The organism is Microbacterium sp. S308A+ (assembly GCF_049800815.1).
Lineage (GTDB): Bacteria > Actinomycetota > Actinomycetes > Actinomycetales > Microbacteriaceae > Microbacterium.
On record NZ_JBNAFT010000002.1, the window covers coordinates 555,007 to 571,830 of the forward strand.

At 70.3% G+C, this 16,824-nt stretch carries 13 protein-coding genes and 2 riboswitches; of the genes, 4 read left to right on the plus strand and 9 right to left on the minus strand.

The features are described 5' to 3' along the window. Positions 1–135: 135 nt before the first annotated feature. From ACP15J_RS08385 to ACP15J_RS08395, 3 genes are all read right to left on the minus strand, one after another. On the minus strand, positions 136–432 hold the full coding sequence (locus ACP15J_RS08385) for an iron-sulfur cluster biosynthesis protein (RefSeq protein ID WP_424936550.1): 297 nt from the start codon (positions 430–432) through the stop codon (positions 136–138). Between the two features lie 184 nt (positions 433–616). Then, the gene (locus ACP15J_RS08390) at positions 617–1,108 is read right to left on the minus strand and encodes a DUF6328 family protein (protein WP_424936551.1); all 492 of its coding nucleotides are present in this window, start codon (positions 1,106–1,108) and stop codon (positions 617–619) included. A gap of 478 nt (positions 1,109–1,586) precedes the next feature. Then, complete coding sequence (locus ACP15J_RS08395) at positions 1,587–3,089, minus strand: MDR family MFS transporter (RefSeq protein WP_424936552.1); 1,503 nt, start codon at positions 3,087–3,089, stop codon at positions 1,587–1,589. A gap of 178 nt (positions 3,090–3,267) precedes the next feature. Between ACP15J_RS08395 and ACP15J_RS08400 the strand changes: the two genes are divergently transcribed. Then, the gene (locus tag ACP15J_RS08400; RefSeq protein ID WP_424980920.1) at positions 3,268–5,151 is read left to right on the plus strand and encodes an ABC transporter ATP-binding protein; all 1,884 of its coding nucleotides are present in this window, start codon (positions 3,268–3,270) and stop codon (positions 5,149–5,151) included. Positions 5,152–5,222: 71 nt separating this feature from the next. Here the strand turns inward: ACP15J_RS08400 and ACP15J_RS08405 are convergent, their stop codons facing one another. From ACP15J_RS08405 to ACP15J_RS08430, 6 genes are read right to left on the minus strand one after another with little or no spacing between them, the layout of a single operon-like run. Then, positions 5,223–6,164 (minus strand): glycosyltransferase family 2 protein, encoded by a 942-nt coding sequence (locus tag ACP15J_RS08405; protein WP_424936554.1) that lies wholly within the window; start codon positions 6,162–6,164, stop codon positions 5,223–5,225. Between the two features lie 33 nt (positions 6,165–6,197). Continuing rightward, positions 6,198–7,337 carry a cysteine desulfurase family protein gene (locus ACP15J_RS08410; RefSeq protein WP_424980921.1) on the minus strand — a complete coding sequence of 380 codons (1,140 nt, stop codon included), beginning with the start codon at positions 7,335–7,337 and terminating at the stop codon, positions 6,198–6,200. 16 nt (positions 7,338–7,353) lie between these two features. Beyond that, entirely contained in the window at positions 7,354–8,217 is an 864-nt protein-coding gene (gene nadC, locus ACP15J_RS08415; protein ID WP_424936556.1) for a carboxylating nicotinate-nucleotide diphosphorylase, read from the minus strand. Next, positions 8,214–9,782: an L-aspartate oxidase gene (gene nadB / locus ACP15J_RS08420; protein ID WP_424936557.1), complete on the minus strand. Its 1,569-nt coding sequence runs from the start codon at positions 9,780–9,782 to the stop codon at positions 8,214–8,216. The genes nadC and nadB overlap by 4 nt, the downstream gene beginning before the upstream one ends. Continuing rightward, a complete protein-coding gene (gene nadA / locus ACP15J_RS08425; RefSeq protein ID WP_424936558.1) occupies positions 9,779–11,116 on the minus strand; it encodes a quinolinate synthase NadA in 1,338 nt (445 codons plus the stop codon). Before nadA ends, nadB begins: the two co-directional genes overlap by 4 nt. After that, positions 11,113–11,838, minus strand: a complete 726-nt coding sequence (locus ACP15J_RS08430; RefSeq protein WP_424936559.1) for an NUDIX hydrolase — start codon at positions 11,836–11,838, stop codon at positions 11,113–11,115. Before ACP15J_RS08430 ends, nadA begins: the two co-directional genes overlap by 4 nt. Before the next feature lie 116 nt (positions 11,839–11,954). Next, positions 11,955–12,048, plus strand: a riboswitch (glycine riboswitch). A 1-nt stretch (position 12,049) separates the two neighbouring features. Then, a riboswitch (glycine riboswitch) is annotated at positions 12,050–12,149 on the plus strand. 51 nt (positions 12,150–12,200) lie between these two features. On the opposite strand from ACP15J_RS08430, the gene gcvT reads away from it, so the two are divergent. The 3 genes from gcvT to gcvP are packed head-to-tail and all read left to right on the plus strand — an operon-like array spanning position 12,201 to position 16,547. Beyond that, the gene (gcvT, locus tag ACP15J_RS08435) at positions 12,201–13,301 is read left to right on the plus strand and encodes a glycine cleavage system aminomethyltransferase GcvT (protein WP_424936560.1); all 1,101 of its coding nucleotides are present in this window, start codon (positions 12,201–12,203) and stop codon (positions 13,299–13,301) included. Next, positions 13,298–13,675 carry a glycine cleavage system protein GcvH gene (gene gcvH, locus ACP15J_RS08440; RefSeq protein WP_424936561.1) on the plus strand — a complete coding sequence of 126 codons (378 nt, stop codon included), beginning with the start codon at positions 13,298–13,300 and terminating at the stop codon, positions 13,673–13,675. Before gcvT ends, gcvH begins: the two co-directional genes overlap by 4 nt. 58 nt (positions 13,676–13,733) lie before the next feature. Further along, positions 13,734–16,547: an aminomethyl-transferring glycine dehydrogenase gene (gene gcvP / locus ACP15J_RS08445; RefSeq protein ID WP_424980922.1), complete on the plus strand. Its 2,814-nt coding sequence runs from the start codon at positions 13,734–13,736 to the stop codon at positions 16,545–16,547. The last annotated feature ends 277 nt before the right edge of the window (positions 16,548–16,824 follow it).

Below are 16,824 nucleotides of genomic sequence, written 5' to 3' on the forward strand. Positions count from 1 at the left end.
ATATCCTCTCGTTGATCAATAGAAAGCTATCGAATAACGATAGCTGATGATCGCCTGGACCATGCGCGGCGAGAGTGCGACGGAGCCGCCGCAGCCGAGGCGTGCGGCGGCTCCTGAGCCGTTGCCGACCGGGCGTCAGACCGGTTGGGGGAGGACCGAGAAGGACACGGCTCCCTCCTCATCGACCGCGGCGTCGAGGACTTTGTCGGACAGCGCGATGGCTGCCCCCTCCTCGAGATAGACATGAGCGCCCGGAACGCTGAGGACCGCGTCCTCGGGGTCGGGCTGGGGGACCACGACGACCGCGAGCCGGGACTCCCCGGCCGGGCCCATCGTCGCGGTGTGGATTCGCAGGCCGGCGTCCTCGGCGTCGCTCTGGCGGTTGACCAGAGTGGCGACGATGGCGGAGGCGTTGTCGGTCAGGGTGAGCACGTCGGGCTCTCCTTCCGGTTGCGGACATGCGGCGGTCGCCGACATGTCCGGGCCACGATTCCGGATCGATCAGTGAGCCTCAACCCCCTTGACGGTGATTCGGAGGGTCTTCCCACGGCATTCCCATGGACGAGGACGAAACGTCACGGCGGGAGGAGACCCTGACGTGGGTGGACGCCATGGATCAAAGACCGTGCCCCTGGCCCCGCCGCGTGCGTCGCAGGACGCCCGGCACGGCGTACCAGAGCCCGGCGACGAGCAGGACGGCGCAGACGAGCGTCGCGATCCCCGCTGTCCTGCCGATCGTGAAGTCCACGATCAGCGTCGTGACTCCCACAGTCAGCAGGCCGATCACGATGAGGTCGACGGCGACGATCCGGGCGGTCACGTCGACGAGCTCCGCTTTCCGGTGCTGGCGGAACAGGGCACGGTGCAGGCATACCGGAGTGACGGCGAGGATCGTCGCGATCGCGGCAAGGGCGACGAGAACGACGTAGAGACCGACCTGCTCGGGGGCGAGGGACGAGAAGCGAGGCTGGAACGCGACGGCGAGAAGGAAGCCGGTGAGGATCTGGGTGCCCGTCTGCATCACACGCAGCTCTTGGAGCAGCTCGTCCCAGTTGCGGTCGGCGCGTTCGGCGGACGACTCGTCTCTTCCGTCGTCGAAGGATCCCACCGGCTGTACGGTACTCCGCGTGATGCGGTCGCGGAACCCTCAGTACCGATCGCGCAGTACCGATCGCGGGATCCGCTCAGGTCGCGGATCCTGGTTCTGCCGACGCGGGCGGGGAACGGTGAGCCGTCTCGCCCGCGCCGCCGTCGCGCAGCGGGCGTACGATGGAGCGATGACCAGTCAGACGGACGCGAGGAACGCATCCGAGACCCCGCGAGAGGATGCTCACCGGCCGCTGTCGTCGCCGCCCGGCCTCCTCGTCCTGCCGTCGGACAGCGATGCCCGAAGCTGCAGTGGGGGCGTCTGCGCCCTGCCCGGCGCGAAGAGCGCCGACGCCTAAGCCTTCGCCTCGCCGCGGGCGTCGCTGGCCATCTTGCGCCCCTGACCTCTGGTCGCCCTCCGTGGTCCGATGGTGTGGCTACGAGGACGGCAGGGGACAGGATGGGCCCGACCAACGCCGAGGCCCATCCCGTTCGCCGGATCAGTGACCGGCGGGCATCCCCTCGGCACCCTCGGGTGCCTCCTCGGGCTTGCGGACGAAGAACGCCCCGACGATCGTGATCGTCAGAAGCACTGCGCCGATGAGGAACGCGGCACGAGCGCCGGAACCGCCCGCAGCGGCCTCGGCGGTGCCGGAGGCGGCCGTCGAGGCGGTCACCGCCGACATCACCGCGATCATGAGGGCGATCCCCGCGGCGCCGGCGACCTGCTGCGTGGTGGACAGCACCGCGCTGCCGTGCGAGTAGAACTGCGGCTGGATCGACGCGAGCGATGCCGTGAACAGCGGGGTGAAGGTGAGGGCCAGCCCGATCGACAGGATGGTCTGCACTACGGCGATCGTCCAGACCGGCGTCGACTCGCTGACGGTCGTGAAGAACCACAGGGACGCGGTCGCGATGATCGTGCCGGGAACCAGGAGCACGCGTGGCCCGCGGGCGTCGTACACGCGCCCGATGAGCGGTCCGAGCAGACCCATGGCGAGCGAGCCGGGAAGGACCAGCAGACCGGTCTCCAGCGCGGAGACGTGCAGCACACCCTGGAGGTAGAGCGGCAGCACGGTGACCGTCCCGAAGAACGCCATCGACAGCACGAGCATCATGAGGATGGAGATCGAGAAGTTCGTCGAGCGGAAGACGCGCAGATCGAGCAGCGCGTCGTCGACCTTCTGCAGCGCCAGCTGACGCCAGACGAACAGCACGAGCGCGACGACGCCGACGGTGAGCGACACGGTCATGACCATGCCGGACGAGGCCGCGGCCGCCGCGTCGGCGCCGTGACCGCCCCCGCCGATGCGGGTGAGACCGTAGACGAGTCCGCCGAAGCCGAACGCGGAGAGCACGATCGACAGCACGTCGATCGGCGCGTGCTTGGGCTCGCCGATGTTGTGGATCCACTTGGCGCCGACCCCGAGAGCGATGAGCGCGATCGGGAGCACCATGCCGAAGATCCAGCGCCAGCCGACCGAGTCCAGCATGAGGCCGGCGACCGACGGGCCGATCGCAGGGGCCAGCGACATCACGATGCTGACGCGGCCCATCATGCGCCCGCGGGACTGCGCGGGCACGAGCGTCATCAGCGTCGTCATGAGCAGCGGCATCATGATCGCCGTCCCCGAGGCCTGGACCACGCGGGCCACGACCAGCAGCGGGAAGCCGGGGGAGAGGAAGGCGATGAGCGTGCCGAGCGAGAACAAGGACATCGCGGCGATGAAGACCTGGCGCGTCGTGAACTTCTGCAGCAGGAACCCGGTGGTCGGGATCACGATGGCCATCGTGAGCATGAACGCCGTGGTCAGCCACTGGGCGTCGACGGCGGTGATGCCCAGATCGCCGATGAGGTGCGGGATCGCCACGCCCATCGTCGTCTCGTTGAGGATGGCGACGAACGCGGCGGCGAGCAGGAGCCAGATGATCCGGCTCTCGTCGCGGCCGATCGCCCCGGGGGCGGCGGTCGCGGGGACCGAGCCGGTGTCGACGTGGGACAAGGGTGCCTCCAGGCGGAATCGAAGAAGGAAGGAAAAGCGAGGGATGGAGGTAGCGGAGTGCGCTGAGACCTTACAGCGTAACCACTGCCTCCGACATTCCATTCCCCGCTGCTCTGTTCCGTCCCTCGCGGCGGTCGTTTCCCGGTCGGGGGAGACGAATACGCTGAAGTCCATGAGCATGGGCGGAGTGGGTGGCGGCCGGGGCGGTTTCCGCGGTGTGGACGAGGCGGCTCAGCGCAGGCTCAACGCCCAGGCTCCGCAGGTCGACGGCCTCGGCCGCCGTGTGGCGGCGCTGTTCCGCGACTACCGTGGCCGCCTGCTTCTGACGGGGATCCTCGTCGTCCTCGGCGCGGCGATCGCCGTGGTCCCTCCGCTCATCGTGCAGCGGATCTTCGACGACGCTCTCTTCCCGGTGGCCGGCGGTGGCCCGCACCTTGACCTTCTGCTCACGCTCGTGCTCGCGATGATCGGGCTCTTCCTGCTCTCCGCCGTTCTCGGCGTCGCGCAGACCTGGCTCACCGCGACCGTGGGCAACAGCGTCACCGGAGATCTCCGCGTCCGTCTGTTCGAGCACCTGCAGGCGATGGAGCTGGGCTTCTTCACCCGTACGAAGACCGGGGTGATCCAGTCGCGTCTGCAGAACGACGTCGGCGGCGTCTCCGGGGTGCTGACGAACACCGTGACGAGCATCCTCGGGAACACCGTCACCGTCGTCGCCTCTCTGGTCGCGATGATCCTGATCGACTGGCGGCTCACGCTGATCGCGGTCGTCATCATGCCCGTCCTCGTGATCGTCCAGCGCCGCGTCGGCCAGGTCCGGGCTCGGATCGCGGGGGAGACCCAGGAGTCGTTGTCGGAGCTGACCTCGATCACCCAGGAGACCTTGAGCGTCTCGGGGATCCTGCTGTCCAAGTCCTTCAACCGGCAGCGGACAGAGTCGACGCGGTATCAGGACGAGAATCGCAACCAGGTCCGGTTGCAGGTGCGTCGTGCGATGAGCGGCCAGGGGTTCTTCGCGGTGGTACAGGTGATCATGTCGTCCGTGCCTGCCATCATCTATCTCGTCGCCGGATATCTCGTCGCCGGCGGGACGGGGGCGATCACCGCGGGCACGATCGTCGCCTTCACCACCGTGCAGGCCCGTCTGCTCATGCCGCTCATCGGCCTCATGCGTGTCGCGTTGGACGTGCAGACCTCGTCCGCGCTGTTCGCCCGGATCTTCGAGTACCTCGATCTCGTGCCGCAGATCCAGGACGCTCCGGCCGCGATCCCCGTCGCCGAGGCTCCCGGTCCTCGCGGTCGCATCGAGTTCCGCGACGTCGTGTTCCGCTACCCGGATGCGACCCCCGATGCTCGTCCGACGCTCGGCGGCGTCTCGTTCGTCGCCGAGCCCGGCGCGCACGTCGCGTTCGTCGGCCCGTCCGGGGCGGGGAAGACCACGATCCTCTACCTCGCCCCGCGGCTGTATCAGGCCGACGGCGGGGAGGTGCTGTTCAGCGGCGCGGACGTGCGGTCGCTCACCCAGGAGTCGATCATCGACGAGATCGGCATCGTCTCCCAGGACACGTACCTCTTCCATGCCTCGATCCGGGAGAACCTCCGCTACGCCAAGCCCGACGCGACCGAGGAGGAGCTCGTCGCGGCCTGCACGGCCGCGAACATCCACCATGTCATCGCGGGGTTCGAGAACGGCTACGACACCGTCGTCGGCGAGCGCGGCTATCGCCTCTCCGGTGGAGAGAAGCAGCGCATCGCGATCGCCCGCGTGCTCCTGAAGGACCCTCCGGTGCTGCTTCTGGACGAGGCGACCTCGGCGCTCGACACGGTCTCTGAGCGCGTCGTCCAGGAGGCGCTGGACGAGGCGGCGAGGGGGAGGACGACGCTCACGATCGCGCACCGTCTCTCGACCGTCATGGGCGCCGACGTGATCCACGTGGTCGAGGGCGGACGTATCGTCGAGTCGGGCACCCATGCAGAGCTGCTGGCGCGGGGCGGGCTCTACGCCGATCTCGCCGCGCAGCAGGTCGCCGCCGCCCGGGTCGAGGGCGACCTCCCCGACTGACCTGACCGGTCTCGTATCAGGGGTCGGGACCGTGCGGGGGCTCGTCCCGTGACGTGCTCGTTCCCTGAGGGTCACCAGGTCAGGGCGTCGGCGAGCGTCGGGTCCGGAGAGGTGCGCGCGTACTCCGGCAGGGCGCGCAGGTCGGAGAGGAACGTCGTGAGCGTCGCCGCGTACGCCGGGTCGGGGTGGTTCGCGGCGATGCGCGCGAGCGGGGGCACGTCCATCGCGAGGATGAGGTCCAGCCGTGCGACGACGGCGTCCGATGCGCCTGCCGCGAGAAGCACGTCGATGCCGCCGCGCAGGGCGGAGAGATAGTCGCGCAGAGTGGGGAGACGGTCCTTGGCCTGGGTGATCGAGGTGCCCTCGGCCCGGAGGCGCCAGTGCACGGCGACATCGGGGAGCACGTCGAAGGCCTCTGCGCGTGTATACATCTGCTGGGCGATGATCTGGTCCTCGTAGGCGACGCCGAGGGGGAACCGTATGCCGTCCCAGAACTTCGCACGGCTCACCTTCGACCACGCCACGATGTTCCCTGAGGCGTGGGGATGCTCTCGGATGGTGGTCCGCTGCCGGGGCGGCGAGGTCGAGGCAGAGACCCAGGGCTGCACGCGACCTGGGCGGTACACGCCGTCCGCGCCGGCCCGGGTGCGCACGTACGCGGCGACCGCGAAGTCGCTGCCGGTCTCGGCGAGCGAGGCGGTGAGACGGGTCAGCGCCGTGGGAGCCAGCTCGTCGTCACCGTCGAGGAAGCCGAGATACGGGGTGTCGACGAGGTCCAGGGCGGTGTTACGTGCGGCGCTGAGGCCTCGGGGCTGGTCGTGTCGGACGAGGACGAAGCGGGGGTCCGATCTCGCCGCGGCCGCGAAGATCGCTCCCGTCGCGTCGACCGAGCCGTCGTCGACGAGGATCGCCCGCCAGCGACGCTCGGTCTGAGCCTGGAGCGAGGCGAGGGCCGCCGGTGCGTAGCGTTCCACGTCGCGGCCGGGAACGATCACGGTCACGAGGGGGCTCACCCGTTCGAGTCTAGGACCGTTCTCGTCAAGGTATCAGGATGCGACAGCGGCCACGGCCTCGCCGACGAGAGCGGCGAGGCGTTCCGGGGCGTCGCCGGGGAGCCCTTCCCGGCCGACGGTGAACCGCACCGATGTCAGGGCGTCCTCCGGGGCGATCCCGAGGGCGAGCAGCACATGCGAGGGGTCATCGCTGCCCGCGGCACAGGCTGAGCCGCTTGAGGAGACGACCCCGCGTCGTTCGAGCTCCAGCAGCACAGCCTCGCCGCTGACGCCGGCGAACGTGAAGCTCGCCGCCCCTGGGAGGCGGTCTCCGGCAGGGGCGCCGGTGAGTCGTGCGGACGGCACGGACTCCCGCACTCCGGCGATGAAGCGCGCGGTCTCGGCCCCGACGCGGCTCCTGGCTTCCTCTCGCTCGGCGTCGGCGATCTCCAGCGCCATGGCCATGCCGACCGCGCCGGCGACGTTCTCCGTCCCCGACCGGCGACCGCGCTCCTGCCCGCCGCCGTGCAGGAGAGGTTCGAGGGGCACCCGTCCGCGCACGGCGAGGACGCCGATGCCCTTGGGGGCGCCGACCTTGTGCCCGGCGATCGAGATCGCGTCCGCACCCAGGCCCGCGATCGGCAGCCAGCCGGCCGACTGCACGGCGTCCACGTGGACAGGGACACCCGCGACCGCAGCGACCGCCGCGAGCGCGGGGACCTCTTGGATCGTGCCCACCTCGTTGTTCGCGTGCCCGAAGGAGATGAGAGCGGTGTCGGGGCGAAGGGCGTCGCGGAGGTCGGTGGGAGCGATCCGCCCCGTGTCGTCGACCGGGACGAGGGTCGTCTCGACATCGTGGAACCGGCGGAGGTAGTCCGCCGACTCGAGGATGGACTCGTGTTCGATCGGCGTCGTGACGAGATGACGGCGGCCCTGCGCTCGCGCGGCGAGGACGATCCCCTTGACGGCGAGGTTGTTCGCCTCGGTCCCGCCCGCGGTGAAGACGACGTCGCCGGGGCGCATGCCGAGGACCTGCGCCACCCTGACGCGTGCGTCGGCCAGGGCGTCTGCCGCCGCCTCGCCCGCGGTGTGATGGCTCGACGGATTGCCGAAGACCCTGGTGAGGTAGGGGACCATGGCCTCGAGCACCTCGGGGCGCACGGGCGATGTCGCCGCGTGATCGAGGTAGCGCAGTCCGGACACGATCGCCTCAGTCGATCCGCACGTCCAGGCCGAGGTCCAGCGCCCTGGCGGAATGGGTGAGCGCGCCGACGGAGATGACGTCGACACCGGTCTCGGCGATCCCGCGGACGGTGCTGAGGCCCACGCCTCCCGACGCCTCCACGATCGCACGTCCGTCGATCAGCGCCACGCCGTCGCGGAGATCGTCGAGCGTGAAGTTGTCCAGGAGCACGGTGTGTGCGCCTCCGGCCAGGACGGGCTCGATCTGGTCGATCCGGTCTACCTCGACCACCGCATGCACGGTGTGCGGGAGGGAGTCGAACGCCTGGCGCAGCGCGGAGGCGAGGTCGGCTCCGCCCCGCTGCAGCACCGCGAGATGGTTGTCCTTCGCCATGACGGCGTCGGAGAGGGAGAAGCGATGGTTGCGTCCGCCGCCTGCGGAGACCGCGTGTCGTTCGAATGCGCGAAGGCCGGGCGTGGTCTTACGGGTGTCGGCGATGCGCGCGCCCGTCCCCTCGACGGCAGCGACGTACGCGGCCGTGAGGGTCGAGATCCCGCTCATCCGCTGCGCGAAGTTGAGGGCGACGCGCTCGGCGGTCAGCACGGAGCGAGCGGGGCCGGAGGCCGTCGCGAGGACGTCTCCCGTGACGAACGGATCGCCGTCCGCAAAGTGCAGATCGACGATCACCGAGGGATCGGTGAGGGCGAACGCCGTGGCGAACGCCTCACCGCCGCTGAAGACGCCCGGCTCACGGGCGACAAGGTCCGCGGTGGACGACGCGTCGGCGGGGATGAGCGCGGTGCTCGTGAGGTCGCCCCAGGGAGCGTCCTCCTCGAGAGCGGCGCCCACGACGCGGGTGAGGATCGCGGGGGTCAGGACGGAGAGGGTCATCGGACTCCGATCGGGGCGGCGGCCGGCTCCGCGGCCGCGATGTGGTGAGCACCGGCCGGGACCGGACGGGCGAGAGCGGCGGAGATCATGGCCTCGGCGAGCAGGAGGAGGTTCGCATCCTCCTGGGCGGCGGGAGACGACGTGGCGGGGGAGAGCGGGCCGAGTGCCTGCGCCGAGCGCCAGGAGTGAACGGTTCGAAGCGCGTCGCCCAGCCCCGCCGGTGTCCGGGCGAGGCCGACCTCGTCCCACATGAGGCGCTGCAGTGCGGTGCGGAGATCCGTCGAGGGGGCTCGCGGACGCGGGTCCGCCGGGTCCGCCGGGCGGAGGGACGTGGTGTCGGGAGCCGAGATGGGCCGGCCCGCCGGGGCGGGCACAGCTCCCTGCGGCAGATCGGCTGCGGCGGAGGACGTCTCGAGAGCCGCTGCAGCCCGCGCTCCGAACACCGCCCCCTCGAGGAGGGAGTTGGACGCGAGGCGGTTGGCCCCGTGCACCCCGGTTCGCGCGACCTCGCCGACCGCGTACAGGCCGGGGATCGACGTGCGGCCATCGGTGTCGGTGCTGACCCCGCCCATCAGATAGTGCGCCGCAGGGGTGACGGGAATCGGCGACCGTGCCCAGTCGAGGCCGCGCTCGCGCGTCACCCGGTCGATCGTGGGGAACCTCCGCGCGAGGAACGTCGCTCCCAGCGCTGTGGCGTCCAGATGCACGGGAGACCCCTGCTCCGCCGCGCGGAGCGCGATCGCACGGGCGACGACGTCGCGGGACGCGAGCTCGCCGTCGGGGTGGGCGTCGAAGACGAAGCGGCGTCCCGTGTCGTCGACGAGGACCGCGCCCTCGCCGCGCACGGCCTCGGAGATGAGGAACGCGGGCGATCCGACGGCGAGGACCGTCGGGTGGAACTGCACGAACTCCAGGTCGCAGACGGCGGCGCCGGCGCGAAGGGCGGCGGCGATCCCGTCGCCCGTGGCGCTCCGGGGGTTCGTGGTGTGCGCGAACAGCTGGCCGGCCCCGCCGGTGGCGAGGATCACGCGATCGGCGTCGATGAGGACCGGCCGTCCCTCGATGAGGAAGCGGGCCCCGCGCGCCGCCCCTCCGGTCAGCTCCAGATCGGTGAGGAAGGCGTGCTCGCGGACGGCGATCGCGCTACCGCGGACCGCCGCGGTCAGCGCGAGGGAGATCGCGGCGCCGGTCGCGTCCCCGCCGGCATGGGCGATCCGGGCCGCCGAGTGCGCGGCCTCCCGCCCGAGCAGAAGCCGGCCGTCGCCTCCTCGGTCGAAGCCGACTCCCCGGCCCACGAGTTCGGCGATCGTCGCGGCGGCGGCCTGGACGAGCACGTCCACGGCGACGGGATCGCTCAGGCCGTCGCCGGCGGCGAGGGTGTCGGCGGCGTGCGCGGCGGGGCCGTCGCCGGGGCCGTACGCTCCGGCGATGCCTCCCTGCGCGAACGCCGTCGCCCCGTCGGCGAGAGCGCCCTTGAGCGCGAGCACCACCTCGTGGCCGGCCTCCTGCGCGTGCAGGGCGGTCGTGAGGCCGGCGATCCCTGCCCCGACGACGAGGATCTTCATCGAGCCGTGCTCTCCGCGTCCGCCGGCGGCTTCGCCGCGAGCATCCGCTCCAGGGCGATCCGCGCGGGATCGGCGACGTCGGCGGGGACGGTGATCCGGTTGGGCGTGCGTCCGGCGACGAGGTCCTCCAGGACCCAGGCGAGGTATCCGGGGTGGATGCGGTACATCGTCGAGCAGGGGCAGACGACCGGGTCGAGGCAGAAGATCTCGTGCTGCGGATACTGGGCGGCGAGACGCCGCACGAGGTTGATCTCGGTGCCGACCGCGAAGACCGTGGGCTCGGTGGCGGCGGCGATGGCCTTGCGGATGTAGTCGGTCGATCCTGCCTCGTCGGCGGCGTCCACCACTTCCATCGGGCACTCGGGGTGCACGATGACCCGGACGCCGGGGTGCTCCGCGCGTGCTTTGTCGATCTGGTCGACGGTGAACCGGCGGTGCACCGAGCAGAAGCCGTGCCAGAGGATCACTCGTGATGCGCGCAGCGTCGTCGCATCGTTCCCGCCGAGCGCTCGCCGCGGGTTCCACATCGGCATCCGCTCGAGCGGCACGCCCATCGCCTTGGCCGTGTTGCGGCCGAGGTGCTGGTCGGGGAAGAAGAGCACCCGACGACCGCGGGCGAACGCCCACTCCAGCACCGTCCGCGCGTTGGACGAGGTGCACACGATCCCGCCGTGACGCCCGACGAACCCCTTGATCGCGGCCGAGGAGTTCATGTAGGTCACGGGGACGACGGGCACGAGCCCGTCGGCGTCGGGCTCGTCGAGCGGTCCGAGCACGTCGGCCAGCTGCTCCCAGCACTCCTCGACCTGATCGATGTCGGCCATGTCGGCCATCGAGCAGCCTGCGGCCAGGTTCGGCAAGATCACCGACTGGGCCGGACCGGAGAGCAGATCCGCCGTCTCCGCCATGAAATGCACGCCGCAGAAGACGATCGCCGACGCGTCTGAGCGTTCCCTGGCGGCGGTGGCGAGCTGGAAGGAGTCGCCCACGTAGTCGGCGTGCCGTACGACCTCCTCGCGTTGGTAGAAATGACCGAGCACGACCACGCGGTCGCCGAGCGTCGCCCTGGCCGCACGGATGCGCTGGTCGAGCTCCTCCTCGGAGGCCTCGCGGTACTCGGCGGGCAGCTCGCCCTGGCGGGGTGCTCCGGCGGGGATCACGTCGCCCATCGAGGATCCCGGCCCGTAGCCAGGGATCGTGTCGAAGTTCCAGGGGCCGGCCGCGAGATCGGTCGCGCAGGTCGCGTCCGTCGAGGCCCCGGCGACGATCGCCTGGATCGCGTGATCGACGGAGGCGTCGCGGAGCGTGGGGGAGGGCAGGGGGCTCGGAGTCATGACGTCCTTGTCTCTTCGGGGGCGAGCGGGCCGCGGTCGGCCAGTTCGACGTCGGTGTTGTAGCGGTACAGGCGTGCGGGGCGATGGCTGCCGGTGCGGAAGTTCTCGGTGGGGATGAGGTTTCCCGCGCTCTCCACCTGGCGGCGGAAGTTCGCCGGATCCAATCGGCGGCCGAGGATGGTCTCGTAGGCCTCTCGAAGCTCGGCGAGGGTGAACTCCGGTGGCAGAAAGCCGTGCGCGACCCGGCTGTAGCCGACCTTGCTCCGCAGCCGCCAGAGTGCGTAGTCGATGATCTGGGCGTGATCGAAGGCGAGCGGGGGGAGGTCCGCCGCGTCGTGCCAGTCGACGTTCTCGGGGGCGAGGCCGGTCGCGCGATAGGCGGCGCTCTGGGCGTCCACGGCATCCGAACGGAGGAGCGCCCAGTACACGACCGAGACGACGCGGTCGGGCGAGCGGTTCACGGCGCCGAAGGCGTAGAGCTGCTCGAGGTAGGTCGGCGTGAGACCGGTCGTCTCGCCGAGTGTGCGTGCGGCCGCCTCCTCCAGGCTCTCGCGCGGGTCGAGCCAGCCCCCGGGAAGCGCCCGGCAGCCGCGGTGCGGATCGCGGATGCGGCGGACGAGGGGGAGGGAGATGCGCTGCTGCCCGTCCGTCTCGCGGCGGAGAGTGAGGATCACGGTCGACACGGCGACACGGATCACGGACCCCTCGCTTCGAGTCACCATGACCTTAACCTCATGGGGTCGATCTTAGAGTCCCACTGACCAGAAGTCCACCTTTCTGACGAGTGCGGTACGCACGCGCGCACGCTAGAGTGAGCGGGACAAACGAATAAGGCCGTACGATCCGTGCGGGAGAGCCCGGTGCACGCAGCCGGGCACCGAAGGAGCAAGCCTCCCCGCCAATCTCTCAGGTATCCGCACCGCCCGGATCCGGCCACTCTGGAAAGCGACTCCCGTCCCGGGGGTCCGCCGACGGTGAAAGCCCCCTCCGCACTGGTGCAGGGCGAAGCTCTCAGGCCCATGACAGAGGGGGAGTTCTCGGATGCCCGCGCCGCGGGCGTCTCACCGATCCGCGGGAGAACTCCATGACCGAACCCCGTTACACGTCTCTCCGAGAGCGCCATGAGGCGCTTGGGGCATCCTTCACGGACTTCGGAGGCTGGCAGATGCCGGTCCGCTACACGTCCGATCTCGCCGAGCATCACGCGGTACGCCAGGCCGCAGGCATCTTCGACATCTCCCACATGGCCGAGTTCACCGTCGTGGGCGCCGGAGCAGGGGACTATCTCGACAACGCGCTGGCAGGCCGTCTGTCTGCGCTCGCCGTGGGCAAGGCGAAATACTCGCTGCTGCTGGCGGAGGACGGCGGCATCATCGACGACGTCATCGTCTACCGTCTCGCCGACGACGACTTCCTCATCATCTCCAACGCCGGCAACCGTGAAGCGGTCCGCGCGGCCCTGCTCGCTCGTGTCACGAGCGACGAGGTCGCCGTCGAGGACGTCTCCGACGCCTACGCCCTCATCGCGGTGCAAGGGCCGAAGGCCGAGGCGATCCTCTCGGAGACCCCGGGTATCGATGACGTGTCGATCCCGTGGGCGGAGCAGAAGTACTACGCCTGGGCGTCTGCGACCTACGACGGCACGGCGATCCTGCTTGCGCGCACCGGCTACACCGGCGAGGACGGCTTCGAGCTTCTCGTCGCTGCCTCGGACGCGTCGACGCTGTGGGACGCGATCCTCGCCGCGGGCGAGAGCCACGGTCTGGTCCCCGCCGGTCTCGCTGCCAGGGACACGCTGCGACTCGAGGCCGGCATGCCCCTGTACGGCCACGAGCTGACCCGCGAGACCAAGCCCGCTCAGGCCGGTCTCGGTCGTGTCGTGGTCGCCGACAAGGAGCGTTTCGTCGGCAAGGGCGCCGTGATCCCGGCGGAGGACGCCCCGGTGCTCGTCGGCCTCGTCGCGGAGGGCCGCCGCGCCGGCCGTGCCGGCTACGCCGTCGTCCTGGAGGACGGCACGGCCGTCGGCGAGGTCACCAGCGGCGCTCTGAGCCCTACCCTCGGCCATCCGATCGCGATGGCGTACATCGCGCCCGAGGCCGCTGACCAGACCCTGTTCCTGGACGTGCGGGGGACGAGGATCCCCGCGACCGTCACCGCCCTGCCTTTCTACCGGAGGAAGAAATGACCGATCTGAACAACCTGCGCTACAGCGAAGAGCACGAGTGGGTCGCTGTCGACGGCGCCTCGGCGACCATCGGCATCACGGACTACGCGGCCGAGAAGCTCGGCGATGTCGTCTTCATCGAGCTTCCCGCCGTCGGCACCGAGATCGCGGCCGGATCGGTCGTGGGCGAGATCGAGTCGACCAAGTCGGTCGGCGAGCTCTACGCCCCCGTGAACGGCACGGTCGTCGAGGTCAACGACGCCGTCGTGGACGACCCCTCGCTCGTGAACGCCGCGCCCTTCGAAGGCGGCTGGCTGCTCAAGCTCGCGATCGACGAGAACGCCGCTGACGGCCTCCTCGATCGCGACGCGTACGTCGCCATCACGGAGGGCTGAGAGAGTGACCGCGTTCTCCGACCGGCACATCGGGACCACCGCCGAGGCCCAGCGAACGATGCTCGACGCGCTGGGGATCGCGTCGGCCGAGGGGGAGCGTCCCGTCGACGCGCTCATGCGTGAGGCGGTGCCCGCCGCGATCCGACGTGACCGCTCCGCCGGATCCGCGCTCCCGCCTGCCGCCTCCGAATCGGACGCGCTCGCGGAGCTCCGCGCCCTGGCCTCCCGGAACACCGTGAATCGTTCCATGATCGGTCAGGGCTACTACGGCACGATCACGCCGAGCGTGATCCAGCGGAACGTCCTGGAGAACCCGTCCTGGTACACGGCCTACACGCCTTATCAGCCGGAGATCTCACAGGGACGTCTGGAGGCGTTGATCAACTTCCAGACGATGGTGTCCGAGCTCACCGGACTCGACACCGCGAACGCCTCGATGCTGGACGAGTCCACCGCGGTCGCCGAGGGCATGCTGCTCGCGCGACGCGCCTCGAAGGCGGCGTCGAACGTCTTCGTGATCGATGCCGACGCCCTGCCGCAGACCAAGGCGCTGCTCGCCACGCGCGCGGACGCCGTCGGGATCGAGCTCGTCGAACGCGACCTCACGGGGGGAGAGACCCTGCCGGAGGCGCTGTTCGGCGTGTTCGTGCAGTATCCGGGCGCCTCCGGGCGGGTCTGGGACCCCTCCGCCGTGATCGAGGCGGCCCACCTCGCCGGCGGACTCGCCGTCGTCGCCGCGGACCTGCTCGCCCTCACCCTCCTGGCCTCGCCGGGATCCCTGGGAGCAGACGTTGCCGTCGGAACGACGCAGCGCTTCGGTGTGCCGATGGGCTTCGGCGGGCCGCATGCCGGCTATATGGCGGTTCGGTCGGGCCTGGAGCGCCAGCTCCCCGGACGCCTGGTCGGTGTCTCCCAGGACGCGGACGGGCATCCCGCCTACCGCCTTTCACTGCAGACCCGCGAGCAGCACATCCGCCGTGAGAAGGCCACGTCGAACATCTGCACCGCTCAGGTGCTCCTTGCCGTGATGGCCTCGATGTACGCGGTCTATCACGGCCCGGACGGCCTCCGTGCGATCGCGACCCACGCGGCGACCAAGGCCCGTCTCCTCGCCGCGCAGCTCGAGAAGGCCGGCGCCGAGGTCGTGCACGCCGACTACTTCGACACCCTCACGGTCCTGACCCCCGGACGAGCTGCCGAGATCGTCCGCCGCGCGCACGATCTCGGCATGCTGCTGCATCTCGTCGACGCCGACACCGTGAGCGTCTCCACCGACGAGACGACGACGGACGAGGACATCCTCCGCGTCGCATCGGCGTTCGGAGCGGGGGAGGAGCCGTTCGCCTACATCCCGGCGACGAGCCTGCCCGCCGCGCTGTTGCGGCAGGACGAGTACCTCACGCACCCTGTGTTCCGCGCGCACCGGAGCGAGACCGCCATGATGCGCTATCTCAAGGCGCTCGCGGACCGTGACTACGCGCTCGATCGTGGCATGATCCCCCTCGGCTCGTGCACGATGAAGCTCAACGCGGCCACCGAGATGGCCGCGATCACCTGGCCGGAGTTCGCTCAGCTGCACCCGCTGGCCCCGGCTTCGGACGTGGCGGGGACGCTCGAGCTCATCGACCAGCTGGAGGGCTGGCTCGCCGACGTCACCGGCTACGACGCGGTGTCCCTGCAGCCCAACGCCGGCTCGCAGGGAGAGCTCGCCGGACTCCTCGCGATCCGCGGCTACCATCTCGCGAACGGAGACACGCAGCGCACGGTCTGCCTGATCCCGTCCTCCGCGCACGGCACGAACGCCGCCTCCGCGGTGCTGGCGGGAATGAGTGTCGTGGTCGTGGCCTGCGACGAGCTGGGCAACGTCGACCTCGCCGACCTGCGCGTGAAGATCGCAGAGAACGCAGAGACGCTCGCGGCCCTGATGATCACATACCCCTCCACCCATGGCGTCTACGAGCACGATGTGCTCGACATCACCGCCGCCGTGCACGAGGCGGGAGGACAGGTCTACATCGACGGCGCGAATCTCAACGCGCTGCTCGGCTACGCCCGGTTCGGCGACCTCGGGGGCGACGTCTCGCACCTCAACCTGCACAAGACGTTCGCGATCCCGCACGGCGGCGGCGGACCAGGCGTCGGTCCCGTCGCGGCGAAGGCTCATCTCGCACCGTTCCTTCCCGGGCACCCGCTCGCGCAGCGGGCGGAGCACGCGGGGGGCTTCGTGTTCGAGGGCGGCCCGGTGTCGGCGGCGCCGTACGGGTCCGCCGGCGTCCTGCCGATCTCGTGGGCGTATGTGCGGATGATGGGCGCGGACGGCCTCCGCGACGCGACGGCGGCGGCGGTGCTCGCCGCGAACTACGTCGCTGCGCGCCTGGAGGGCCACTTCCCCGTGCTCTATACCGGGGAGAGCGGTCGTGTCGCGCACGAATGCATCCTCGACCTCCGCCCGCTCAAGGAGACGACGGGCATCACGGTGGACGATGTGGCCAAGCGCCTCATCGACTACGGCTTCCACGCCCCCACCATGTCGTTTCCCGTCGCGGGCACGCTCATGGTCGAGCCGACCGAGTCCGAGGACCTCGACGAGCTGGACCGTTTCGTCGAGGCGATGATCCATATCAAGGCCGAGGCCGACGCGGTCGCCGCCGGGCAGTGGACCGCGGACGACAACCCGCTCGTGAACGCTCCGCACACCGCGGTCTCGCTCATCGCGGGGGAATGGGCGCATCCGTACACGCGCGAGCAGGCCGCCTACCCGGTTCGCTCGCTGACGACCCGAAAGTACTGGGCTCCGGTGCGTCGTATCGATCAGGCCTATGGCGACCGCAACCTTGTGTGCGCCTGTCCGCCGATCGAGGCCTTCGCCTGAATCCCGACGATCAGTGGTCGAACGCCCCGGACCCGCTCCGGGGCGTTCGCGTATCCGACAGGCGTCGGACGCCGACCGGAGCGCCGCGGAGGCGGATGGAGCGGCGGGCGTTCACGGTCGCGTGGCGGCACGACGGGCGGCTCCGTTGTTGTTACCGCTGCGTAACAGTTGGCCGATCTGTCACCGGAGCGGAGGATCGCCCGGTTAGGCTCGGTTCATCCCTACGCATTCGACGAAGAGTGCGCAGTTGACGTAATCAGTCCACAGGAGGACACAA